General features: G+C 39.3%; 22 protein-coding genes, 1 pseudogene and 1 riboswitch. Of the genes and pseudogenes, 13 read left to right on the top strand and 10 right to left on the bottom strand.

Annotation, left to right across the window (positions count from 1 at the left end; translation table 11 throughout):
* Both L1264_RS21540 and L1264_RS19020 read right to left on the bottom strand, forming a co-directional pair.
* The coding region (locus L1264_RS21540; RefSeq protein ID WP_442960454.1) for a twin-arginine translocation signal domain-containing protein at window positions 1-117 on the bottom strand (117 nt) is incomplete at its 3' end.
* 98 nt (window positions 118-215) lie between these two features.
* The gene (locus tag L1264_RS19020) at window positions 216-2234 is read right to left on the bottom strand and encodes a GAF domain-containing hybrid sensor histidine kinase/response regulator (protein WP_199526602.1); all 2019 of its coding nucleotides are present in this window, start codon (window positions 2232-2234) and stop codon (window positions 216-218) included.
* A 224-nt stretch (window positions 2235-2458) separates the two neighbouring features.
* Between L1264_RS19020 and L1264_RS19025 the strand changes: the two genes are divergently transcribed.
* The 3 genes from L1264_RS19025 to L1264_RS21525 all read left to right on the top strand — a co-directional run bounded on the left by L1264_RS19025 (window position 2459) and on the right by L1264_RS21525 (window position 5957).
* Window positions 2459-3745 (top strand): diguanylate cyclase domain-containing protein, encoded by a 1287-nt coding sequence (locus tag L1264_RS19025; protein ID WP_199526603.1) that lies wholly within the window; start codon window positions 2459-2461, stop codon window positions 3743-3745.
* A 99-nt stretch (window positions 3746-3844) separates the two neighbouring features.
* A complete protein-coding gene (locus L1264_RS19030; protein WP_199526604.1) occupies window positions 3845-4738 on the top strand; it encodes a TIGR01777 family oxidoreductase in 894 nt (297 codons plus the stop codon).
* Window positions 4739-4796: 58 nt separating this feature from the next.
* The gene (locus L1264_RS21525; RefSeq protein ID WP_199526605.1) at window positions 4797-5957 is read left to right on the top strand and encodes a GGDEF domain-containing protein; all 1161 of its coding nucleotides are present in this window, start codon (window positions 4797-4799) and stop codon (window positions 5955-5957) included.
* 7 nt (window positions 5958-5964) lie between these two features.
* Here L1264_RS21525 and L1264_RS19040 read toward each other — a convergent pair whose 3' ends face one another.
* Window positions 5965-6915 (bottom strand): LysR family transcriptional regulator, encoded by a 951-nt coding sequence (locus L1264_RS19040; RefSeq protein WP_135924282.1) that lies wholly within the window; start codon window positions 6913-6915, stop codon window positions 5965-5967.
* A 108-nt stretch (window positions 6916-7023) separates the two neighbouring features.
* Between L1264_RS19040 and L1264_RS19045 the strand changes: the two genes are divergently transcribed.
* Both L1264_RS19045 and L1264_RS19050 read left to right on the top strand, forming a co-directional pair.
* Complete coding sequence (locus L1264_RS19045) at window positions 7024-7962, top strand: sodium-dependent bicarbonate transport family permease (RefSeq protein ID WP_135924281.1); 939 nt, start codon at window positions 7024-7026, stop codon at window positions 7960-7962.
* Between the two features lie 76 nt (window positions 7963-8038).
* Window positions 8039-8458, top strand: a complete 420-nt coding sequence (locus L1264_RS19050; protein ID WP_135924280.1) for a hypothetical protein — start codon at window positions 8039-8041, stop codon at window positions 8456-8458.
* 8 nt (window positions 8459-8466) lie between these two features.
* On the opposite strand, the gene L1264_RS19055 is transcribed toward L1264_RS19050, so the two are convergent.
* From L1264_RS19055 to L1264_RS19065, 3 genes are all read right to left on the bottom strand, one after another.
* The gene (locus L1264_RS19055; RefSeq protein WP_135924279.1) at window positions 8467-8847 is read right to left on the bottom strand and encodes a hypothetical protein; all 381 of its coding nucleotides are present in this window, start codon (window positions 8845-8847) and stop codon (window positions 8467-8469) included.
* Complete coding sequence (locus L1264_RS19060; protein ID WP_235404368.1) at window positions 8840-9424, bottom strand: hypothetical protein; 585 nt, start codon at window positions 9422-9424, stop codon at window positions 8840-8842. Before L1264_RS19060 ends, L1264_RS19055 begins: the two co-directional genes overlap by 8 nt.
* Before the next feature lie 72 nt (window positions 9425-9496).
* Window positions 9497-9679, bottom strand: a complete 183-nt coding sequence (locus L1264_RS19065) for a hypothetical protein (protein ID WP_199526607.1) — start codon at window positions 9677-9679, stop codon at window positions 9497-9499.
* 264 nt (window positions 9680-9943) lie between these two features.
* Between L1264_RS19065 and sbcB the strand changes: the two genes are divergently transcribed.
* A complete protein-coding gene (sbcB, locus tag L1264_RS19070; RefSeq protein WP_199526608.1) occupies window positions 9944-11389 on the top strand; it encodes an exodeoxyribonuclease I in 1446 nt (481 codons plus the stop codon).
* Window positions 11390-11428: 39 nt separating this feature from the next.
* Here sbcB and L1264_RS19075 read toward each other — a convergent pair whose 3' ends face one another.
* Window positions 11429-12310, bottom strand: coding sequence for an NAD(P)-dependent oxidoreductase (locus tag L1264_RS19075; RefSeq protein WP_105174004.1), 882 nt, complete (start codon window positions 12308-12310; stop codon window positions 11429-11431).
* A 114-nt stretch (window positions 12311-12424) separates the two neighbouring features.
* On the opposite strand from L1264_RS19075, the gene L1264_RS19080 reads away from it, so the two are divergent.
* Window positions 12425-12940: a glutathione peroxidase gene (locus L1264_RS19080; RefSeq protein ID WP_062564542.1), complete on the top strand. Its 516-nt coding sequence runs from the start codon at window positions 12425-12427 to the stop codon at window positions 12938-12940.
* A complete protein-coding gene (locus L1264_RS19085) occupies window positions 12906-13889 on the top strand; it encodes a 2-hydroxyacid dehydrogenase (protein WP_199526623.1) in 984 nt (327 codons plus the stop codon). Before L1264_RS19080 ends, L1264_RS19085 begins: the two co-directional genes overlap by 35 nt.
* A 91-nt stretch (window positions 13890-13980) precedes the next feature.
* Here L1264_RS19085 and L1264_RS19090 read toward each other — a convergent pair whose 3' ends face one another.
* Window positions 13981-15306: a sodium-dependent transporter gene (locus L1264_RS19090; protein ID WP_199526609.1), complete on the bottom strand. Its 1326-nt coding sequence runs from the start codon at window positions 15304-15306 to the stop codon at window positions 13981-13983.
* A 148-nt stretch (window positions 15307-15454) separates the two neighbouring features.
* Here L1264_RS19090 and L1264_RS19095 point away from each other — a divergent pair, with 148 nt between their 5' ends.
* A complete protein-coding gene (locus L1264_RS19095) occupies window positions 15455-16192 on the top strand; it encodes a 4'-phosphopantetheinyl transferase family protein (protein ID WP_199526610.1) in 738 nt (245 codons plus the stop codon).
* Here the strand turns inward: L1264_RS19095 and lysC are convergent.
* Window positions 16169-17548 (bottom strand): lysine-sensitive aspartokinase 3, encoded by a 1380-nt coding sequence (lysC, locus tag L1264_RS19100; protein ID WP_199526611.1) that lies wholly within the window; start codon window positions 17546-17548, stop codon window positions 16169-16171. The two genes, L1264_RS19095 and lysC, sit on opposite strands and share 24 nt — an antisense overlap.
* Window positions 17549-17629: 81 nt before the next feature.
* Window positions 17630-17802: riboswitch (Lysine riboswitch) on the bottom strand.
* 88 nt (window positions 17803-17890) lie between these two features.
* Window positions 17891-19141 (bottom strand): sodium:proton antiporter NhaD, encoded by a 1251-nt coding sequence (gene nhaD, locus L1264_RS19105; RefSeq protein ID WP_135924271.1) that lies wholly within the window; start codon window positions 19139-19141, stop codon window positions 17891-17893.
* Between the two features lie 148 nt (window positions 19142-19289).
* Here nhaD and L1264_RS19110 point away from each other — a divergent pair, with 148 nt between their 5' ends.
* From L1264_RS19110 to L1264_RS19125, 4 genes and pseudogenes are all read left to right on the top strand, one after another.
* Window positions 19290-20564 carry a hypothetical protein gene (locus L1264_RS19110; RefSeq protein WP_199526612.1) on the top strand — a complete coding sequence of 425 codons (1275 nt, stop codon included), beginning with the start codon at window positions 19290-19292 and terminating at the stop codon, window positions 20562-20564.
* Between the two features lie 2 nt (window positions 20565-20566).
* Window positions 20567-21112, top strand: a complete 546-nt coding sequence (locus L1264_RS19115) for a condensin complex protein MksE (protein WP_063705788.1) — start codon at window positions 20567-20569, stop codon at window positions 21110-21112.
* A complete protein-coding gene (locus tag L1264_RS19120; protein WP_199526613.1) occupies window positions 21112-23898 on the top strand; it encodes an ATPase in 2787 nt (928 codons plus the stop codon). Before L1264_RS19115 ends, L1264_RS19120 begins: the two co-directional genes overlap by 1 nt.
* 102 nt (window positions 23899-24000) lie before the next feature.
* Window positions 24001-24182, top strand: a pseudogene (locus L1264_RS19125) (hypothetical protein); the annotation flags it as partial.

A 24182-nucleotide genomic window follows, 5' to 3' on the forward strand; every position in this document is an offset into this window, starting at 1 on the left:
AACATAGGGGGCTTTAAACGCCAACGTTGATACCGCAGCACCTACGCTAAGAGTTTTCAAAAAGCGCCGACGATTTTGAGCATGATTCATTACATTACCCCAAATTTTTATATACATTAAGTATAGGTTAAATTTGAAGATAGCCTAAACTTAGGCAATCGCAATGTATTGTTAGGGTTAGGGATATAAATATAAAACTGCTTTAAACCTTATGTTTAAAGCGCTAAATGTCCTTTTGCTGCAATAATGGATTGTTCAATTGCCGTATTTTTAACAGGCTTTGATACAAACAAATCCATCCCCGCTTTTTTACAGGCGGCTTTATCATCTGCAGAAGTATTCGCAGTTAATGCAATAATAAACGTTTTATTTTCAGGACAAATACCATTAGCTCTCAGATAACGTGTTGCTTCTAAACCGTCAAGTTCAGGCATTACGCAATCCATAAATATTAAATTGTAGTTGTTTTGTTTGCATTTATTGATCGCATCGACGCCATCACATGCAAAGTCTGCAGTTAAGCCTAATTTTTCTAAATGGGCTTTCAAGACTAACCGGTTAATCTGATTATCATCAACGACCAAAATAGCGAGAGGAAGAGTTGTAAAATCAATATTACTTACATCTTGTTGTTGATGGCTTTGAGGTTGACCTTTTTCTAGAGGAAGTTTAATTTCAAAACAACTGCCTTTTCTATGTTCGCTCTTCACCTCAACTGTGCCACCCATATAATCAATTAGCTCTTTAACTATTGCTAGGCCAAGCCCTGTACCGCCTTTTTTTCTATCTTTACTTATCTCTTGTGTAAAGGGTGAAAATAGCGATTTCATAAAGTTCTCAGTCATGCCAATCCCTGAATCAGTGACCTTAAAAGACAGAAACACTTTATCATTGAGCTCTTTAGCACTGGCAGTTAACGTTACCTCACCTTGCTCAGTAAACTTAAGTGCATTACTCAACAAGTTCGAGACTATTTGTGTAATGCGAGTATTGTCACTGAAGGTCCAACACTCATCACTGATATCAATCGTCGCATCAAAGCTAAGGTTACTTTGTTGATATAAAGGAGAATACAAAGAAACGATATCGACAAAAATGGTTTTCAATAAGAAGTGACTAGGTTCAAGCTTAAGTTCGCCGTGATTAATTTTTGAAAAATCCAACACTTCATTAATAATATTCAGCAAAATATCTGCACTACGCAAAGCTATTTTGAGTTTCTCTTCACGCTTTTGCTCTGATTTTTCATACAACAAAGTCGTTAACATGCCTGTAATACCATTGAGCGGAGTACGAAGTTCATGGCTTATTTTGGCAAGCAAAATGCTTCTATCTTCAAGTGTACGTTCTGCATCAGCTTTTTGTTTTTTAAGCTCTTCACGTAGCAGTACCGACTTAGTAATATCTTGAAAAGTACCAATTATCCTAACGCAAGCCCCCTCTTTAAATTCAGCTTTTCCGACTGTTGATACCCATATAGGGTTGCCTTTAGCTGTTATCAATTCAATTTCAATATTCCAATCTTTACCTTGCTCAATAGCTTCTTTGACAACTTTTTCAATAGCTTGGCGGCTTTCGCCTTGTTTGTAAAATTGAATAGCATTCTCGAGATCGGGCTTGAAATCTTCAGGGACTTCATGAATAACTTTAGTTTGCTTACTCCAGTAAAGATTATTGGTGATTAAATCTAGCTCCCAAGAGCCAATTTTTGCCACCTCTTCAACTTGTGCAAGCATAGAGTTCTTTTTAATTAATTTTTCTGATGATAGATTACGAGCAAACTCATTGCCCAACCATTGAGCAAAAAGTTCAACATAATCATGCGCCTCTTCTGTGAATGGTGCTGTAGATTGTGCCGCTGAAAAGTTAACCGTACCAAACACCCTTTTACCAATGTGGATAGGCGCACCAATATAAGATTCTAATTGGAAGTTCTTGTAACAAGGGTGTTCAGCTATGTAGCTCTGTGACGCATGGTTAAATGATAATGCTTTGTCTGCAGCTAATGTGTGTGAACAATAGGTTCCTGCTACATCAAACTGAGCCCCAACAGGGATCGCATCGTTTGGAGAAACCACGTGAATAACTGTATATACTTGTTCTTCAACACGACTCACAATTGCAAAATCAAGATTGAATATCGCTAAGCCAAAATGCAGCAATTGCGCCACTTTATCATCAAAATTAGTTTGCTGATTCGATACAATATCGTGAAATTGGCGCAGAAAGTTCACAGTCACCCCTTGTCATTTTTAAGCTGCGATTTTTAAGTTTTTAGCATACCAGTAAAATAGCTATTACACACTTTAAAACTTAGAATATAGAACTAAGATAATAACATTTAGCAACCCAAAAACATTATTAGTAGCCTTTGTTTTTATTATAAATTGGTAAAAGCCCGCATCTTAAACAATACTTTATACTTAAAAAATATAACTTTCTTGTCGTTGGTTTTTCTATGTCGCTTAGAACCCAGTTTTTAGCTTTACTAATACTATTGCTTTTATTGGTTACCACTAACACTGTTTTAGTTATGCTTTTAGATAAAGAAGGTAGGCAAAAGCACGAGGCAGTTGATCATACTCACGAAATAATTGACGAATCAGAAAAACTTTACACCCAAATAGTTCATGCAGAAACAGGCCAGCGTGGTTATCTTCTTACACAAAATACATCTTATTTAACGCCCTACTACGACGGTATAAAAAAAGCAAAAACACACTTTTTAACCCTGGCTAAAATTACAATACATCAGCGAGAGCAGCAAGAAAAACTATCTCAACTTGATGTTTTAATAAATAAAAAGTTTGACGAGTTAGATTTAACTATTAATTTAGTGATGCAAAACAGTCCCTCTGCAATCCAAGCAGCAATGGAGGTTGTACAAAGCAACGAAGGGAAAGAATACATGGAGCAAATTCGCAAATTAATTTCTGAATTTCAAAATATACAACGTGAAAAGTTAGATATAGAGATGTCAGATTTTCAACAACACAGTTTGTTGTTAACGTATCTAATTTCAATTCAAATTCCACTACTTATTTTATTATGCGTTTTTTCAGCAGTTTTTATTAATAAAAAACTCTTCATTCCGTTAAAGCAATTACTGCATATTACTGAACAATTAGAGAAAGGAGATAAACCTAACGTAAGTATTGTTTACAGGCATGATGAAATAGGTCACCTCCTTAAACGATTTCAACGTATGAGCAATATCATCCATAAACGAACTAAAAGATTAAATTTTCAAGCAAAACACGACCATTTAACAGGTGCTCTTAACCGCTCAGACCTAGAACCCCATTTACGCCAGGCCATTAATACTTGTTCAGTAGACAACAAACTGGCACTAATTTTTATTGATATAAATAAATTCAAACAATTAAACGATAATTATGGTCATAGTATTGGTGACAAGGTGTTAATTGAAACAGCAAAACGTATCAGCTCTACTTTTCGAGCCGATGACGCCATCTACCGTTATGGTGGAGATGAATTTATCATCATCGTAGAAAACATCTCAAAGATTGAATATATAGAACCTATGCTTAATCATTTATTAAAGAGTTTTGAAGTCTGTTTTGAAATAGAACAACATACTTTTGACATCGATTTAAGTATTGGTGTTGCTCTCTCTCCTGATCATAGTGACGATTGGAAAACGTTAATCAACCTAGCAGATAAAGCAATGTATAACGCAAAATTAAGCCACAACGCCTCATATTGTATTCATGGTCAAGCTTGAATGAAAAACTAATCGATTCAGCTACTTTTTACGTATAGTTTGCAAATATCATCATCACTATGTATAAAAAATAGACCAACTGTCTTCTAAGGTGTCACAATGCATATATTATTAACGGGTGGAACAGGTCTTATAGGCAAGCATTTGTGCCCATTTCTTTTGAACCATCATAAAGTGACTGTTCTTACTCGTAACCCTATCCAAGCGGCCGTCTTGCTTACTCACCAAGTTGTGGCTGTTAAGTCATTAGACGAGGTCGATTTTGAACAGATAGACGCAATCATTAATCTAGCAGGTGAGCCTATTGTTAATAAGCGCTGGAGTGATTCACAAAAACGAGAATTATTAGATAGTCGTATTAAGCTGACCCAACAAATCACAAAAAAAATCAACCGCTGCAATTCACCACCACACACTTTTATTTCTGGCAGTGCGATTGGCTTTTATGGTCGACAAGGCGATTGCAAAATAGATGAAAGCTTTAATGACATTTACCCCGAGTTTAGCCACGTACTATGCCGAGATTGGGAGCACGCAGCAACCAAAGCTGAATCGGAAAAAACGCGCGTGTGTCTACTCAGAACTGGTGTGGTGTTATCAAAACATGGCGGTGCGCTCGATAAAATGTTACCCGCATTCAAATTTGGTCTTGGCGGCCCTATAGGTCATGGTAAGCAAGGCATGTCTTGGATACATATAGATGATATGATCCAGCTCATTTTATTTGTACTGTCTCATAAAGACATCTGTGGCCCTATCAATGCAACAGCGCCTAACCCTGTTGATAATAATGAGTTTAGTCAAACCTTGGGTTCCGTTATTTCAAGACCAGCAATGCTAAGAATGCCTGCTTGGGTTTTAAAGCTAATGATGGGCGAAATGTCTGATTTATTACTTCATGGACAATTCGTGATCCCTGATAAACTTTTAAAACATAATTATCGTTTTCATTATCCAGAGCTTAAACCAGCATTAGAGAGTTTAAGGCTTTAAGTAAAAATCATTAGTTGATTTAATTGGTGTGGTACATAATAATTAATTATGTCGTAAAGTGGAATTAGGGATATTCATGGTGGACTTACCCACCATAATCAGCATTTCGGTATTACTGAATGTGGTTATTGGTGCCTTCTTATTGTCTCTGTATTTTTTGAGACAGCAACAAAGCTATTTGTATTGGGGAAGTTCGTGCCTGATTTTTGTATTAGCCCAAATTACAGCAACCTCACGTGTGTTTATTGACCTGCCAATTTTGACACACTTTATAGCCAATTTACTTATAATAGCCGCTCCACTAGCTGCAGTCTTAGGTATTCATGCCTATAACAATAGAGAAAAATACTACTTAAAACGTTGCTTATATCTTCTACTAGCTACTGCAATGCTATTATTTCCCATGTTTCAACTTGGTTTTGATCAATTCGTCACGACTGCAATTCTTGCCTTTAGTTTTCTCTACGCAGCAAATGCTTTACGTAGACTAAATGTTGAGCGAATTATCCACTTAGTGCTCTTGCAGCTATGCTTTTTCATTCACAGCGCCATCATGTTTGTTCAATTTGGTCTTTTAGTGATGGAGCACTTTAACTACATAAAGGCAGACATATCACAAGTGTTTGCCATTATTCTAATTAGCCATATCATCATCACTACACTTACAGCAATGATCTGGCCATTACTCATGTTTTTAGAATCAGAACAAGTACTCAGTGATCTTGCTAATCGAGATTCATTAACTGGATTACTCAATAGACGAGCTTTTATAACTATTAGCAATAACTATTTGGAACAAGCAAACAATAGTCTCAGTGAATTATGCGCAGTTATGATTGATATAGATTTTTTCAAAAGAGTGAACGACAAGTATGGCCACGAAACTGGGGATGAGGCATTAAAGTGGGTCGCAAATAAAATAAAATCACAACTTAGAGAACACGACTTAGTAGCTCGAATTGGTGGAGAAGAATTTGCAGTTATACTTCCAAGCACTAACCAATTACAGGGTGAAAACTTATCAGAACGAATTCGCTTAGCCATCAATAACGACTATTTTACTTTCAATGATCAACGCATAAAATTAACCATCAGCGTGGGCATAATCACCCATCAGTCAGGAAGCAATAATATAAACGAGTTACTTGCCCAAGCAGATAAAGGACTTTACAAAGCAAAAGTAAACGGTAGAAATCAAGTCGTTACTATGGCTTTTTAAAAATACTTCACGCTAAGCTTGTATTCAATGTACTTAATTCATTATTGACCCAGTTTTTGTCTAAACATTGCTCAAGGTTAAGCTCTGCGAACTTTAAGAAGCTACGAGCAGCATGAGAAAGATGACGATCAGTGCGCACCACGAAGTACCAGTGACTAGCAAGCTGAACATCAACTACATCAAGGATGCAAAAAGAGCTATCGTTTGTTGGCAATACATGGCGTGATACCACGCCAAGCCCCATGCCAGAGCCTACAGCGACTCTAATCGCTTCGTTACTAGCCATTTGCACTGTATTACTCAATACTAAGCCACGACTTTGCAGCTCACTCTCAAATAGCATTCTAGTTGCAGAACCTGGTTCACGTAATAAAAAACGCTCCTTCATTAACTCTTTTAAAGTCACTTGCTGTTGCTGAGCAAGTGGATGATGCATAGGAGCAATAAAGACAAGTGGATTTTGCAAAAATCGCCCAGCCTTTGCATGTTCTAGTGACGGCGGGTGACTAAATACATAAATGTCATCTTCTCCTCTTTCAAATCGAGCAAGTACTTCTGCCCTATTACCAATTTCCAGCGGTAATTCTACGTGAGGATGTAAATTACTGTATGGGCCCAGTAACTTAGGTAAAATATATTGTGCAGTGTTTACAATGGCTATTTTGCAACGTCCTCGCTCTCCTCCTCTAAGCTCAACTAAATAATCTTGATAATCATCGAATTGTCCAAATACTTGTAGGCACGTTTGATAAAGCGCGAAACCCGCTTCAGTAATATGAATTTTTTGCTGATTAACAATAATTAAAGGTTCACTAATACTTTCTTGTAAGCGCTTAATTTGTTGAGAAACCGTCGGCTGTGTTAAATGTAACTGCCTTGCTGTTTCACTGATCGAACGAGTTTTAACAACTTGCATAAACACTTCTAATAACCGAAAAGAAATATGTCTTAAATCCATAATCACCACCCATAGATAAAAACCTATAAGATACTAGCATTTATTTAATTATTTACTATGCTTCTTTTTGTTTAAAATGACGACATTTTAAATTCAAAGGAGAATAAAGTGCCTGATATTGTTGTAATGTTTTTTATTTTGGGTCTAGCTGCAGGGTTATTGCGCTCAGATCTTAAAATTCCACAAGCAACTTACGAAACGCTGAGCCTACTGCTCATGCTAACAATTGGTTTAAAAGGTGGCATGGTGCTGCACGGCAGCTTGCATTGGAAATTACTGCCTGAAATGGGCGCGGTGATGCTTCTCGGTGCAGGTATTCCTCTTCTTGTTTATCCTATATTAAATAAATTGCTTGGTTTATCAGTAGCAAATAGTTCAAGTATTGCAGCACATTATGGTTCAGTAAGTGCCGGTACATTTGCTGTTGCTTTGGCTTATGCTGAGTCAAATGCTTTAGATGTTGGCGCTGAAGTAACACTGTATCTAGTCATGTTAGAACTGCCAGCAATTATTGTCGGTCTGCTGCTATTTCGCAGCCTTGGTAATGGCTCAAGTAAACATTTATCACTTAAAGCACTGTGGCATGAAACATTAACAAACAAAAGCGTCATATTGTTAGTCGGTGGCGTAATAATCGGCATGATGTATGGCACTCAACAAGGTAGTCAAGTAACCAGTTTATTAACCAACAGTTTCAAAGTCGTACTGGCGTTGTTTTTACTTGAAATGGGCTTAATGGCAGCTCAAACACTACGCCCTATCCCATGGCATCACTGGCGCTTAGCACTTTTTGCTCTTATTACTCCTAGTATTCTTGGCGCGATTGGAGTCGGTGTCGGAACCCTTTTACAGCTGGAACTTGGTTCAGTTGTTATTTTGGCAAGCTTAGTAGCAAGTGCATCATATATTGCCGCACCAGCAGCCATCAAAGCAGCCATCCCAGAGGCTGACATTGGGTTGGCTATGCTCTGTTCCTTGGGCATAACTTTCCCATTTAATGTATTAGTTGGTATTGGCTTGTATCACCATATGGCATTAAATATTTGATAAACGTGCACTTTATGAATGCGGTTTCAGAAAAAGTCGTTTACTATTGGTAGAAAATAATGTGCAAGGATATGCCATGTTCGATCAAGAGTTAAATTCTGAGCAGCAACATATAAGTGCAATTTTTCAACGCTTATGCGAAGTATACCAAGTAACCAATAACACTGAGCTTGAGCAAGCTTTAGCTCTCAATCAAGGCTATAGCAAAGAATGCATTCAAAGCGCTATTGTCCCATATGAAGTGATTGATAAAGCGAGTAAACATGCTCAGGTTAGTTTTGATTATCTACTAAGTGGTAAGAAAGATAATTTAATTAAACTAGAAGGCCCATTGTTACAGGCAATTAATAATGGGCTTTTAAAAAGTATCAAAAAAATGTCAATAGCGGGGTTAATCAAGGGTGAAAACCAAACTCAAGATGCACTCAAACAGCTAGCTGATATTCAAGTTAAACAGATAAAAAATGAACTAAAACTACAAAGCCAGATAAAATAATCTGGCTTTTAATTTTTTCCTTTATAGAGCTTGTTGTAGATCTCAGAAATATTATTTTGTTCATCGTAATACTTCTGCAACTCACCTAAAGATAGCTCTTTTAATTGCTGGTTTTTAAGATCAGTTGCTTCTACCCACTGAAACTTTTGAAGGCTTGTACTGTTATCCATCAGGCTACATATTTCGTTTTTCAGAGCCTCCGCTCTATTAAACAGTTTTATGGCTTTGTTGATATCCGTTTCTTGCTCTGCCTGTAGCGTACACCACACCACCTCAACAGATTTGCTTCTGATTTGTTCTTCAAAAATATTTTTGCGTGCTATCAGCCACGTGCTTACAGCTAGCAAAACTGCTAATACAACAATGGCTATGTAAATTAGTTCAAGCATGACGATCCCTCGGTAAACTAATTGTTACTATACACCCAAACTTAGTGCGCAAAACATCAGGAAAAAGCATGATAAATGAAAGTACAAGGCTGATATACAACACAATAAAACTGTAAAGATAATGTATATGGGCAAATTCTTGCTGCAAATCTAATACAACAAATTTAATCCAAATTATTAAATGGGAAAACGTTAAAATGAGGAAAAGCTTTGAAACCTTAAAGAATAATTCATTAAATCTATAACTAAAAACTATGTGAATTCTATACATTGCTAACAACATAATTGAATTTGCGATTACAAAGCCAACATATACATTTTGCGCTCCTGCTGCTGAATTATGATTTTTTACATACTCTAAAGCATATTCCATCATCAGCGCTGTTAATAAATAATTTACACAAACACTTGTTATAGTAATAAAGTTACTAAAGTACTCCCTCTCTTTTAAGGCCTTTCTCAAAGAGTTTAACAGAGCAATCAAATAACTTGTTGCTATTACAGCTTGAAATGAAAATGTATCCGTATATGGCTTAATTACTAACCATTTATTATAAAGCTCTTGCAGGAAGTCCACAGACGAAACTCTTTTTTCTTTCATATTAGAGTGTTAGGTACAAAAAAACCAGCTATATGCTGGTTTTATCTATTAATTTTCTTTCTTTTTTGGATTAAGAATAATAATTCCACCCGAGTTCTTTAAGTTTTCTTGTTTCTTCTTTGGGTTAAGAATGATTATACCTCCAGAATTGCCAAGTTTTTCAACAGAATAATTTGAAGCTGGAGTTGCGTCGAATGCTAAAGTAGATAGTAATAAAGCTGATAAAGTCATTTTTTTGTTCCTTCATTGTTAAAGATAGTTTTCGTTAGCAAATACCGAGCCACAGAGTACAAAACAGCTCAAAAACTAACGACACCTCACTATATAAGCATAAAAATTAACCGCAAGGCCATTTTTTATACAGCTCGTGTTTATAAAAGTTACACTAAACAGCCACATTACGTTTTACTCTATAAACTAGCTAGGCTCTATGCCATAATTCTGACAATTCAGAAAATAACTCAAAACGGCTCGACGCTTAGCAAGGTTTAATGCATGGCATATCCAGAACAACAACAACCAACAATTTACTGGCACGACTACGAAACATTTGGCGCAAGCCCGCAAAAAGATCGTCCAAGTCAGTTTGCTGGCATTCGTACCGATCTCGATTTAAATATTATTGGTGAGCCGTTAATTGAGTATTGTAAGCCGGCGGCTGATTACTTACCCCACCCCGAAGCATGTTTAATAACAGGTATTACCCCGCAAATTGCGATGCAAAAAGGCTTAGTTGAAGCTGAGTTTATGGCAAAAATCCATGCTGAATTTAGCCAACCTAACACCTGTGTAGCGGGCTATAACAGTATTCGCTTTGATGATGAAGTCACACGTTACAGCTTATACCGTAACTTTTATGACCCATACGAGCGTGAATACAAAAACAATAATAGCCGCTGGGATATTATTGATTTAGTGCGCGCCTGTTATGCACTACGCCCAGAAGGCATTGAATGGCCGCTTAAAGAAGACGGTACACCAAGCTTTAAACTCGAGCACTTAACCGTTGCCAATGGCATTGAACACGCTGCTGCTCACGATGCTTTAAGTGATGTAACGGCAACCATAGCGTTGGCAAAACTAATAAAAGAAAAACAACCTAAGTTGTATCAGTTTTTCTTTAGATTACGCTCTAAAAAAGCACTGGCTGATTTAGTTGATGTATTTAATATGACACCACTGGTGCACACTTCATCACGAATTCCGGCAAGCCAAGGCTGCACCAGCTGGATTGCACCAATGAGCTTTCATCCAGTCAATAAAAACGCCATTATTTGCTTTAATTTGACTGAAGATCCGCAAGTCTTATTAGATTTATCTATTGAAGAGCTACGCACCCGTCTTTACACAAAACACAGCGACCTTGGCGAAGACGAAGCACCAGTAGGCCTTAAACTAGTGCATTTAAATAAGTGCCCTATTCTTGCGCCAGCAAAAACCTTGTTACCAGAGAACGCCGAGCGATTAGGTATTGACCGCGAAAAATGCTTACAAAATCTCGCTATTTTAAAAGCCAACACAGAACTTCGCGACAAAGTAACCGAAGTATTTAACGAACAGCGTGATTACGGCGAAACCACCAACCCTGACTATCAACTTTATGACGGTTTTACCAGTCATGCTGATAAAGCTAAATTTGCCATTATTCGAGATGCAAGCCCTGAGCAATTAGCCTCAATGCAGCTTGATTTTGATGATAAAAAGTTTGCTACCTTGTTATTCAGATACCGTGCCCGAAACTGGCCACACACACTTAGCCAAGATGAGCTAGCAAAATGGCGCCAGTATTGCCAAAACAAGCTAATGCATGGCGAAGATAACCCTTCGATCAGTGGCCAAGATTTCATGATCACCCTTGAAAATCTGGCTCATGAAAATGATGATAACGAAAAAAATCTGCATATTTTAAAAGCGTTATACAATTATGCACAAAGCATGTAATAAAAAACGCGACAATAATTGTCGCGTTTTTTATTGATATTACTTTTTATGTAGCGCTTCAATACGCGCTAATAAACTTGAGGTGTCGTAGCGGCCGCCACCTAAAGCTTGTACATCGGCGTAATATTGATCAACTGTTGCCGTCATCGGCAAAGTTGCGCCGTTTGCCTTTGCCTCATCCAAAGCGATGCCTAAATCTTTACGCATCCAATCAACAGCAAAACCAAATTCGTATTCACCAGCCCACATTGTCTTGTAGCGGTTTTCCATCTGCCATGAGCCAGCTGCACCTTTCGAGATGGTTTCAATCACTTTTTCACCATCAAGGCCCGCTTGTTTTGCAAAGTGTAACCCCTCAGCTAAGCCCTGCACCACACCAGCAATACAAATTTGATTTACCATTTTACAAAGTTGACCAGAGCCTACTTCACCTAATAATTGGCTAAAACGGCTAAACGCAGCCATTACAGGTTGAACAACATTAAAATCAGCTTCGTCGCCACCGACCATCACAGTTAATACACCATTTTCTGCACCCGCTTGACCGCCAGAAACAGGGGCATCTAAAAATGCAATACCTTGTAGTTTTGCCTGAGCGCCTACCTCACGTGCCACCTCAGCAGAGGTTGTGGTGTGATCAACTAAATAGCTGCCCTCATGCATGCTTGCCAGTACACCATTTTCACCATAAACAACTGAACGTAAATCATCATCATTGCCTACACACATGAAAACGATATCAGCCCCTTTTGCTGCTTCACTTGGCGTTTCAGCGTATTCACCTTGATATTCTGATACCCACTTTTGCGCTTTAGCCGTTGTGCGGTTGTAAACTGTCACACTGTGACCTGCGTTGGCAAGGTGACCCGCCATTGGGTAACCCATTACACCTAATCCGATGAAGGCGACTTTCATTGACATAAAACTGACCTATTTGAGTGATAAATTAGTAACAATTTCATTATCTCAACCGAATAACTAAAAAGCGAATGAAAAAAAGTTCATTTAAACAGTTCAAAAACACACAGGTAAAACATGGATAGTATATATCGTTTCAATGCCCAGCTTGCATCTGGTGAAAACTTTAGCCTTGAATCGTTACAAGGTAAAACAGCGCTTATTGTCAATATAGCCAGCAAATGTAATTTTTCAGTGCAAATGGCAAGCCTTGAAAAGCTGTATCAAGACTATAAACAGCAAGGATTTACCGTACTCGGTTTTGCCTGTAATCAATTTGGCCACAATGAACCGCTTGATGGCAATGAGCTACAAGCCTTTTATCAGCAACACTTTGATGTTAGCTTTCCCATTTTTAACAAAGTGTTAGTGAACGGCCCAGAGGCCCATCCTTTATTTAATTATTTAAAATGTCATACCCGTGGAATAGCACAAAACCGCGCAATTAAATGGAATTTCACCAAATTTCTTATAAACTCAGAGGGTCAACTCGTTGCGCGATATGCCCCGCGCACCAAACCCGAAACCCTCAAAATGGTGATAGAGAGTAATTTAAATGATGAAACTGGCCTTATTCAGTGCGCAAAAGTATGAGCAACCGTTTTTTGAAAGGAATCTAACTGAATACGCTGAGTCTGTTTCGCTCAGTTATTTTGAGCAATCCTTAAACAGCAATACCATCCCCCTTTGCCAAGGCTTTGATGCTGTGTGCGTGTTTGTTAACGATACAGTCGACAAACACGTCATTGCCGATATGGCTGCCCTAGGCATAAAGGCAATCTTATTACGCTGTGCAGGCTTTAATAATGTTGATCTTGATGCTGCTAAAGAGCATAACATCAAGGTTTGCCGTGTGCCCGCTTATAGTCCAGAAGCCGTGGCAGAGCATTGTATTGCCCTTATGCTAACGCTCAACCGAAAAACCCATAAAGCCTTTAACCGAGTACGTGAAGGTAACTTTGATTTAAACGGCTTGCTAGGCTTTAACTTATTCAAAAAAACCATCGGGATTATAGGCTGTGGCAAAATCGGCCTAGCACTGGTAAATATCTTAAATGGCTTTGGAGCTAAGGTACTCGTTTGTGACCCAATGGCTGGTGAAGGCCCTTATACCCTGTGCGATTTAGACACATTGCTTACCCAAAGTGATGTCATCTCATTGCACTGCCCGCTCAACGAGCATACCCATCATTTAATTGATGCTAGCGCATTTAAGAAGATGAAAGACGGTGTCATGCTGATTAACACCTCTCGTGGTGCACTTCTCGATACTCAAGCCTGTATTCAAGCGCTTAAGTCTAAAAAGCTCGGACACTTAGGACTTGATGTGTATGAGCAAGAGTCAGAGTTATTCTTTAAAGATCACCGTGAAGAAATCATGCAAGACGATATTTTTTCACGCCTTATTAGCTTTCCGAATGTGTTAGTCACAGGCCACCAAGGCTTCTTCACCCAAGAAGCACTTAGCGAAATAGCCTGCACTACATTGCAAAGCGCCAATGAAATAAGCCAAGGATTACCATTAACTAACGAAGTTATTTAAAGCAAGCGCACCTTAAATTAAAAAAGGCGTGAGGTTTAAACCCTGCGCCTTTTACTTTTCCCTTGAAACTAGAGACTTGTAACTCAAGTTTCTATTTCAACAACGCCACGTTCACAAATACCGCCGTCATTAATAACGGACAGACAAAGCGAATGTACTGGGCAAACCAATAATGGGGGCCGCTAGATACTTGATGCAATTTATTACCACGCTGCCATAACCAGCCAACAGTAATGAAGTAGAACAGTCCCATTAAAGGTAATTGGTACTGTGTAAGCACCATAATCACTAAGCCAAATAACCAGTCAAAGTTTAAGATGATAAGTGATGAAGCAATAAAGACGATTAGCGTTACAAATAAGGTCGCTTTTTTGCGCTCAATACTATGATTCTCAACTAAAAATGCCACTGGAATTTCGGTCGATGAGATGGTTGATGTCACTGAGGCAATCGACATTAATACAAAGAATAATAAGCCAACGAGTAAACCCACTTGGCCCATAGTGCTAAACAGCTCAGGTAAAATCGCAAATATTAACTGACCTTCACCGACCAATTTACCACCGCTAAATACCTCTACACCGTTATGCTGAGCAACAAAAATAGCCGGAATAATCAATAACCCTGCTAAAAAGGCCACACCGGTATCCAGTAGAGCCACAGTGCCAGTTAATCTAGGTAGGTTCGCATCTGGTTTTAAATAAGAGCCATAAACCATCATACATCCTACACCTAACGACAATGAAAAGAACGCTTGTCCCATTGCCGCAATAATTAAGTTTGCATCAAGAATTTGACTAAAATCTGGTACTAAGTAGGCTGCAAAGCCATCCATCGCACCATCAAGTGTGGCTATATAAGCAATTAAAGCCACTAATAACACTAGCAATAATGGCATTAAGCGGCGTGACCAAGTTTCGATACCTGATTTAACGCCTTTTAAAATAATACTCGCAGTAAGAATAAGCATCAGCGGTGTAAACACAAAGTTGCGTGCCATGGAGTCGCTGTGTAAAAAGTTACTTAACTCAGTAAAACCAAAGAAGTTTGCGATTGGCTCAAGCGCATAAGCGAGCATCCAGCCTGCGACAATCGAATAAAAGCTTAGCATTACAATCGCACCAAACAAGCCAACATAGCCTGCTGCAGCGCCTGCTTTAGGCGCTGTATCTTGCCATGCATTTGATAATGCTTTTACTGGATTCGCTTGCGCTTGGTGACCTAAATACAGCTCAGTATACAGAGCCGGAAGCGCTAATAAGAAGATAACAATGAAGTAAACGAGTAAAAATGCACCGCCGCCATGGTTTGCCGCTTGTGTTGGAAAGCCCCAAATATTACCTAAACCTACCGCCGCACCAGAAGCTGCTAAAACGAAACCTAATCGACTTTGAAAGCCGTCACGAACTTGTGCCATACATCTACAAATCTGTTATTATTTTTCCTCATTAAACCATAATTACAGTCAACTGCGTAAACTATTTGCGTTTGTTCGTGCCTATAAATGTGCATCTGCTGTAAAAATAAACAAAACTAAATACGAGCCTTCGTGTAAGCGTTAAACCATGAGCAGCCACTACTTTTCGAATACTCTTATCATCGAGCAGCAAAGCCAAACAACGGCCAAAAAAATTATGCTGATGCATGCAGCACGTATTGATGTTGCAAGTTTACCCGTTGATAAATTACTCAGTGAGTTTGAGTTAAGTGTGCTTGAAAAACGCAAAGTTCATAGTGCAAAGCAAGAGTACTTAGCGACTCGCTTAACGTTAAAATATTTGTATCAACACGCTTACCCTAATGACGATTTAGCCCTCAATGAAATATCGAGCCAGTTTGATGACAAAGACAGCAAGCTAAAGCTACATACCCCGGTTAGAGAACCTGTGTGGACCTGTTTATCTCATTCAAATGGTTTAATCGGTGCAGCTCTTAACCCCAAACAGCAACTATTTGGTTTTGATATTGAACAAAGCAGTAAGCCTCGCCCTTTTATCAAACTCGCAAAGCATTTTTATCATCAAGATGAAGTTGACTTAATTAGCCGTTTTGACGCTCCCGATGAACAAGCACAGTGCTTTTTTAGAATTTGGACATTAAAAGAGGCGCTTGCCAAAGCAAGTGCTCAGCCGATTGCGAAACTACTTGCTCCTAATGTATTTGAAGAATTGAGCAAACATAATTTCAGCGCGAGTAGTAATTCTATTGAAGGGTTTGATATAAGTGTTGTGGCACAAAAAAGCACTGACTGGCAGTGCTCTTTTATTAATTTTAACGACCTACGCCGCGACTTGGCTTTCTAATAGTCGGCTGTGAATAGCCTGCACGACTTCATCTGACTCACTTTGCTCAACTAAGAAGCACAGGTTATGTTTACTTGCACCGTGGCAAATTAAACGAATATTAAAATCACTCAATACCTGCATTAAGTTCATTTCTTGCTGACGTAATTGAATCTCAGAACCAATTAAAGCCACCAGCGTTAAGTTATTCTCAACCGACACATGACAAAACTCAGAAAGCTTATCTAAACAAGCTTGATCAAGCTCTGGACGTGATGCATTCGGTGCGTTATCTAAAGTGATTGCAACACTGATCTCTGAGGTAGTAACCAAATCAACCGAAATATTAAACTCACTTAAAATAGTGAATACACGGGCTAAGAAACCACTCGCTAGGAGCATTTCCGGGCTTTTAACCGTTAACAGAATTTGGTTTTTACGCTGTGTTACGGCACGAATACCTGGTTGCTGAGATTTTTCTTTTTCAATCCATGTACCACCTAACTGTGGTTCACGGCTTGAACCAACAAACACACTAATATGGCTACGGCTTGCAGGTAAAATGGTTGCAGGGTGCAGCACTTTTGCTCCAAACGTGGCCATTTCTGCCGCTTCATCAAAGCTTAAGCGAGCAATTGGGCTTGCTTTGGCGCATAAACGCGGATCCGTACTGAAAATACCCACAACATCGGTCCAAATATGCACGCTTTTTGCGTTAATTGCTTCAGCGAGTAATGCAGCACTGTAATCTGAACCACCACGCCCTAAAGTCGTTGTTTGATTATGTTCATTGCTACCAATAAAGCCTTGAGTTACAACAACTTGCTCATCAAGTAGCGGCACTAAATGCTCTTTAGCAGCCGCAGCGGTTGCTGCAACATTAGGTGTTGCTTTAGCAAATTGGCTATCTGTTTTTAGCACCTTACGCACATCAAAACGCACCGCATCAAGACCTTGACCACGTAAAACTTGAGTGAACAAATACGATGATAAACGCTCACCAAAGCTCAGTAGCTCATCTTGCTCAGCTGCTGACTTAACCCCTTCTGATGCCAAAGTTTGAAAAGCCTTAAGCGTTTCATTAAAGCCATGTGCTAAATCAGCATCGAGCGACAGCTCTGTCAAAATTGCTTCTTGAATGGCGACTACGCCGGTAATGTGCTCATCACGCTCAACCGCGCTCAAATTACGTTTACACAATGCAACTAAATGATTGGTCACGCCAGCACTGGCACTCACAGCAACAATACGTACTTGGTTATCAGCACTAACGATTTCTGCGCAGCGGCTCATAGCATCAAAGTTAGCTACACTGGTACCGCCAAATTTTGCAACAACGTAATCTGATTTTGTATTGGCGGCTAATTGGGTATTCATGTCGTCTCCTTTTGTGGAAAACTATCCACAGTAAATCAAGAAGAACTCGGCAAGGGGGTGCTTTGAAAATAAAGAGTAGTCCATGCCAGAAGCTCTCCACCTAGTTTGGTGACAGTTTTGAGGATTCAGCCCCATAAACCGAAAAATAACCGTGACGTCCGGCTAATTTTCTCGGCGAGTACTTCCCTCATTAATGGTCATCGGCGTTCGTCACCTCACATTAACTACCTAAGTATCGCACCTCTTCTGAATGTTAAGTTAACACCTGGTTAAAATAACAAAGCCTGCTGTTAAAAGCAGGCTTCGAAAGTTAACGTTTAGACGTCTAGCTGTCAAGTTGTTTTATGAAATTAAACTGCCCGCTAAGTGCGAACCGTAATAACCTACGGTGTATGAAATCAATAAATACACCGACATTCTTAGGTAACTCATAAATGTAAGCGCTTTTACTTTACTCATAGCAATAATACCCGCCGCAGAACCGATAATAAGCATTGAGCCACCTACCCCTGTTGCGTAAGTAAACGACAGCCATTGCTGTGGACTCATCACAATATCTGCCTTTAAAAGTGCTGCAGTTAAAGGTACGTTATCTACCGCCGCCGATAATAGCCCCATTAAGTAATTGGCATATTCAGGCGCCATCAATTCATAAAGGTGAGTAAATTTAGCAAGCATGCCAACTTCTTTTAATGCGCCAACCAGCAATAACACACCCACGAAGAACAATAAGGTGTCGTACTCAATTTCACGAATATAATCGATGATTTTTTTGTTCACATCTTTTTTGCGCATTAAAAATTGCGCAACCAAAAACATCAGTGATAAACCAAATAAAAAGGTTAATAGCGGTGGCACACTATAAAGTACGCTCAGCGTTAACGTAGCAATAATCGTCGAGAAGAAGATAACCGCAATGGTAATATCGGTTTTTTCAATACGACGAGCCGTTTGCTTTTCAAATACCACATTACCCGACATACCCACCGATAACATTGCCGCTAACAATGCAACACTTGCAAGTGCAGGTACAATTAATAATAACAAGTTAGCAATGGTGACTTTTTCGTCTAAGAAAATCATCAGCGTTGTAACATCACCCGTGATCAACGACACCCCACCCGAGTTAACACTGAATACAATTAAGGTTGCGTATTTTATTAATTTTTTAGGATCTAACTTCAGTGACATCACTACCGCAAGCGAGATTAAAGTTGCGGTTATGTTGTCTGATATCGATGAAAATAAAAACGCAAAACCACCAATCAAAAACATCAGCTTTCGTTCACTGATTTGATTTGGCATAATTTTATGAACAATATTCTGGATAAAGCCTTTAGAGTTTAAATACGCAACAAAGGTCATCGCAGCCATTAAAAATAGCCACAAAGTCGCGATTTCTAATATATTGTGATCCAGTTGATGTTGTATGGTTTCTGGGCTTTGCCCATGAATCGGAGAGATAAATAAGATAATCCAGCATAAAGTACCAAAAAAAAGCGTCGTTTTGGCCTTGTTAACATGGATAATATCCTCTATAACGATAAGCAAAAATGCCACCGCTATCAGGGTTAGGATAAGTGGGGTTACCATGGTGTTTGAACAACCTTTATAATAATGTAAAAATTGTAAGACGAGTGTTTCGGCGCGGATTCTAGCAGCATCGACAGCATAAAACTATTCTCAATTACATAATTTACTACTAATCGCTAACACCAAAGTCTGAATTTACTGGAGCCTTATGATCCCAGCTAAAAAGTTATTAAATACCCTTACAGAGCATTGGGGGGTGTTAGAACTATTATTTAAACGTTTTAAAATGGCTGATTTCAGCTTGAAAGACGTACAAAATGCGATAAAACAAAAACAACCCACTTGGTCAAATGAACGCATTTATAAAGAAACAAATCGTTTATTGAATCAAGATATCATTATCCCACTGGCTAAGTCCTCGCAGTTAGAAATCAACCGCGCGATCGCCGATTTTGCGACTTTCTTGCTACAAGAAGAGCACCTAGGTCTTGCCCAAGAAATTAGTGTACTCGTTGATGACCTTGCTCGCCTTGGTAACCGCCTTGCTAAAGCGGGTGAAATTGAAGATTACGACGAGCTACGCCGCTTTAGCCGCATTATGGATGATCGGGTTCGCAAAATAATGAAATTGTTTGCCCATAATGAAAACGCAATTTTAAATATTGTTGAGCAAGCAAAAGCAGACAACGCGGTGCAATCACTGCAAAAGCGCTATCAAGCAGTCATTGAAGCGTTCGATGAATACATTGAACCTATGCTTGAGATGGTTGATATTCGTGGTGATTTTCATGCTTGCTTTCACACCATCGAATTGCAAATTAGCACGCAAATAGAGCAAATTGACCGCCTAGGTAAGTCATACCAAGACAAGCGCATGCTTGAACAATTACGTACCCGTATTTTAGAAATGCATTTAGTTGGTCGTGAAAGCTTACGTAAAAGCGCCGATATGCTGATGCCGCTGCGTGAAGAATTACGCCGCAATAACCTAATTACTCGCCAAGCGGCTAAAGTGCTTGGTTTAGTGCGTAAAAATGGCGTCGATAACATGTTAAGTGCGGTACAGCCTAACTTTGTCTCCGACGCACAGCGTTTTTCACTTGGTCAGCAACGTCATATCGTGGCCTATATGGCAGGCTTAGTTGACTTTGAGCACGATGAATATCAGCTCCCTGAACAGGATGATGTACCTGCGTATCAAAGCCCGCATATCCCTGATTACAACGATGTTAAAACCCAATTTAGAAAACGCTTTAAAAAAGCCAGCAAAAAAGCTCAGCCACTCCTTAGTTTTTTAGATGAAAGCTACCCAGATCTTGAGGCTGACGAAATGCTGTTCTTGTATCAAAAACTAATTAGCGATGGCGACCTTGAGATTAGCCAAAGCCAAGAGAAAGTAAAAATAAAAATTGCCCAGCAACACTTCTCTCTTTACCCATTTAACTCATCGATTGCTGACGATAAAAAAGCAACAGAGCAATAACCATGACAGATATTAATTTAGATGATTTAACGCATCTGCAAGCTATAAATAAAAAGCTCACATCAGGCTACCACATTAGTGAGCAAGACACGCTTATGTGGCAAGAGCTTGACCAACACATTGATGCTTATCGCGCGTTATTTAACGCCCTTGGCCATGACTTACAACACGATAGCCGTGGCTTTTACTATTTTGGTAGCGACGAAAGCACCCCAAACATGGGTAAAATTTCGCGTGCCATTGCACTGACTATCTACATCTTGATTGAGCACTATGCCAATACCGGTAAAGATCCAATGCGTGCCTTGTTTGATGAAGTAAACGACCTAGAACTGATGCAAACCTTAGTGCAAATCAACAAGCACCTGTTTGATCAATTAGAAATCTTCTCAGGCTCAGATTTACGCAAAGACGTTTACCTGCGAATGGTACGCTTAGGTCTTGCCCGCGAAGTAGAAAACGGCTTTATGCTGCAAGCGCCAATTTATCGTTATATCGATGCATTAATGGAAGTAAACGAAGAAACCTACCTAGGAGATGACGAATAATGCAAAGCCAAAGCCTATACGGACTCAGCAAACTTGCGCTTTTAAATACCGCAGGCTATGCAAAATGCGTGATCCCGCTGGATAAAAGTAGCTCAATCTGTGCACCGAATAATACCGGTAAAAGCTCGGTGATTAATGCCCTGCAATTTCCACTGATTAATGATTTACGTTTAACAGAATGGGATGGCCACGATTTAGACGAAACCCGAAAATTCTACTTTTCGTCAGATCAATCCTATATTTTACTTGAAGCTGACTTACCTAATGGTCCTGTGGTGATTGGTGTTGCTGGCCTTGGTAAAATTGCCGGATATGCGCATCAGTTTTTTTGCTACCAAGGTAAGTTAAACCTAGAGCACTACACTCAGGGCAAGACCATTGTAAAATTCACCAAGCTTTTTAATCACTTAAAAGAGCAAGGTTTCAATCCAATCGAATTAAAAGCGCAAGAGCTAAACGCCCTACTCACTGGCGGCGCAACGCCGTTTGATGGCGATATCAACTTAAAGATGATCCCCCTCAATAACGTGCAAGACTCCGCGATTTACAAAGAAATTTTCCGCCGTATCCTTAACTTGCATAAGTTAGGTGCCAGTGATGTTAAGCGCTTTATGCTACGTGTATTTGAGCGTCATATGTCAAACTCACGGGTCGACTTTTATGAAGTGTGGCGACGTTCATTTGATAAAGTGAATCGCGCTAAACGTGAACTAAAAGCCCTTGAGTCAATGCAAGAGCCTATCGCAGCTCTTGAATCTATGCTTGAAAACCAAACGGTTTTAAAAGGTAAGCTTGCTGCCTATGCGCCAAAAATTGACCAAGCACTGATTGACTTTGAAACCTATCAACAAGAGCAACTCGCTGAGCTAAATATTGCCCTTGAAGATATCGAACATGAAAAGCATGAGTTCGAACAAAAGCAGCAGCTTTATATCCAGCAATCACGTGATATTGAACGTAAACAAACACAAATTGAACAATGGTTTTTAGACTATCGAGCGCTTAAATCTGAGTTTGAATTGGTGAATAAAGCCACTTTAAAAGTAAGCCTTACGCAACTTAAGCAAGATTATGAATCGCTATCGCATTCATTAAGCAGTGCCCAAGGTCAAAGCTTACACACCCTTGATTACCGCATTAGCGAAACACAAAAGCAAATTAAGAGCTTAAAACTGCAGTTAAAGAATCTCGAGTTCAATTTATTCACCCGTATGCGTGAAGATTTATCTTTGAAAGAAGTTGAAGAGATTTCGCGTATTCTAAACCCAGATATCTTATCGTTTGCCACCACCAGCAATGGTGATGTTGAGATCACAGACGAAGATGCCTTTGGTGAGTTTTTAGAGCAGTTATCGGCCAATGTGAAAGGCGGTGTACTGACTCTTCCTGGCGCGACGATTAAACTTAAAAAGCTAAGTCCTGTGCAGATGCAAACGGGCGAAAATAAAGAGCAATTAACCGCGCAACTCGCTGCTCTTGAAAACTCACTGAAAGAGTTTAAACAGCAGCGTGAAGTCGCTGCGAATGTCGCCGAAAAGCAAAAAGAAAAAGATGCCCTATATGATGAGCTAATGGCCTCTGAAGAAGCATTAAAACGCTTTGAACAATTTGAAGTGATGCAGCAATCTGTCGATGCACAAACTCTACTAAAAGAGCAATTAAATGCAGAGCGCGAACAAGTTGACGACTACCTGCAAGACATTCAAAAGAACAGTGGTTCAATCAGCGACCGTCGCTCAATTATCAAGTCGAAAAAAGATCTGCTTGCACGCCAAGCTGACCGTTTACGCCAAGTTAAATCAGAACGTATCGATCACACGCTTGATTTTTATTCAGGCAAAGTGACGCCATACATGATTGAAATCAGTATTGATTTTGATAATTTAAGTGATCTTATTCATCACTTTAACAAAGACTGCCAAGAACTACGCAACTTTGATATCAACGTACGTAACACCTACATGCATATTTATAATGCGGGTATTACTAAGTTTGATAACGAAAACGATGAGTTTACTAAATACGAAAAGCTTATTAGCGCGTTTCATAACATTGATAACGAGCGCGATGCTGTTGAGCGTCAAGGCCGAGTTGCGTTAACCGAAGTAGCCGCCACCATTAAAGGCTTGCGTGAAGACTTAGACCGCCTACGCCGCGAAATGAACAGCTTTAATAAAGGCATTAGTCAGCATCGGATCTCTAACCTTCAAGCATTCAAAATTAATGTTATTCCGCGCAAGATGTTAGTTGATAGCATTGATACCATTATCAGTACCTCAAACCAGTTTGAGCAAGGCGATACCCTAGACCTATTAAGCCAAGAGCCTTATAGCGAGTCTGCGGTAAACGAAGCGAAAGATCATTTAATTAAACTTGCCTCAGAAAAAGCAGGTTTAACACTGACCGACTTATTTGATATTCGATTTGAAGTAGTAAATCGTGCCGGTGAAACTGAACACTTCGAAAAAATAGACTCAGCCGGCTCTAACGGTACTCGTATCACCATTAAGCTACTTTGTGGCATGCTGTTTATTCGTTATTTATTAAGTGATCAAGAGCAAAACCTGTATCGTATTCCGATTTATATCGATGAAGCAGCCGATATCGACCCACAAAACCAAAAAGCAATTATCGAAACCGCTCTTAGCTTTGGCTTTGTGCCGATTTTTGCCTCAGTTAAACCACAAGTTAGCTGTGATTACATTGTCCCTATTCGTACTGTTAAAGATGGTGCACAAAACTGGGTCGATGAAAAAGACTGGATAGAAGTTGAACACAGTGCTTAATTGCAAAAATTAATCATTGCTGTAGTCAAGGATGGTTATACCCAAGCCACCTTAAGATGCAGCATTCAGCGTTTCACAGGTGCTTAATATCAAGGCGTTACTTTGCAACAATGGCAGTCCCTTTTAAGAAGTAACAACGATGAGAGTAAGTGCCTGAGAAGCGCCCAAAGGGTTGCTTTAAAAGCGATTTATACTGCGTTATTGATTTTAACAATAGAACCACTATTACTTGCAATCAATGCCTTGCCTAAATCGCTTTTAATTCCAACTGAAACTCGCATCTT

The organism is Pseudoalteromonas sp. APAL1 (genome assembly GCF_021532475.1).
Lineage (GTDB): Bacteria > Pseudomonadota > Gammaproteobacteria > Enterobacterales > Alteromonadaceae > Pseudoalteromonas > Pseudoalteromonas lipolytica_C.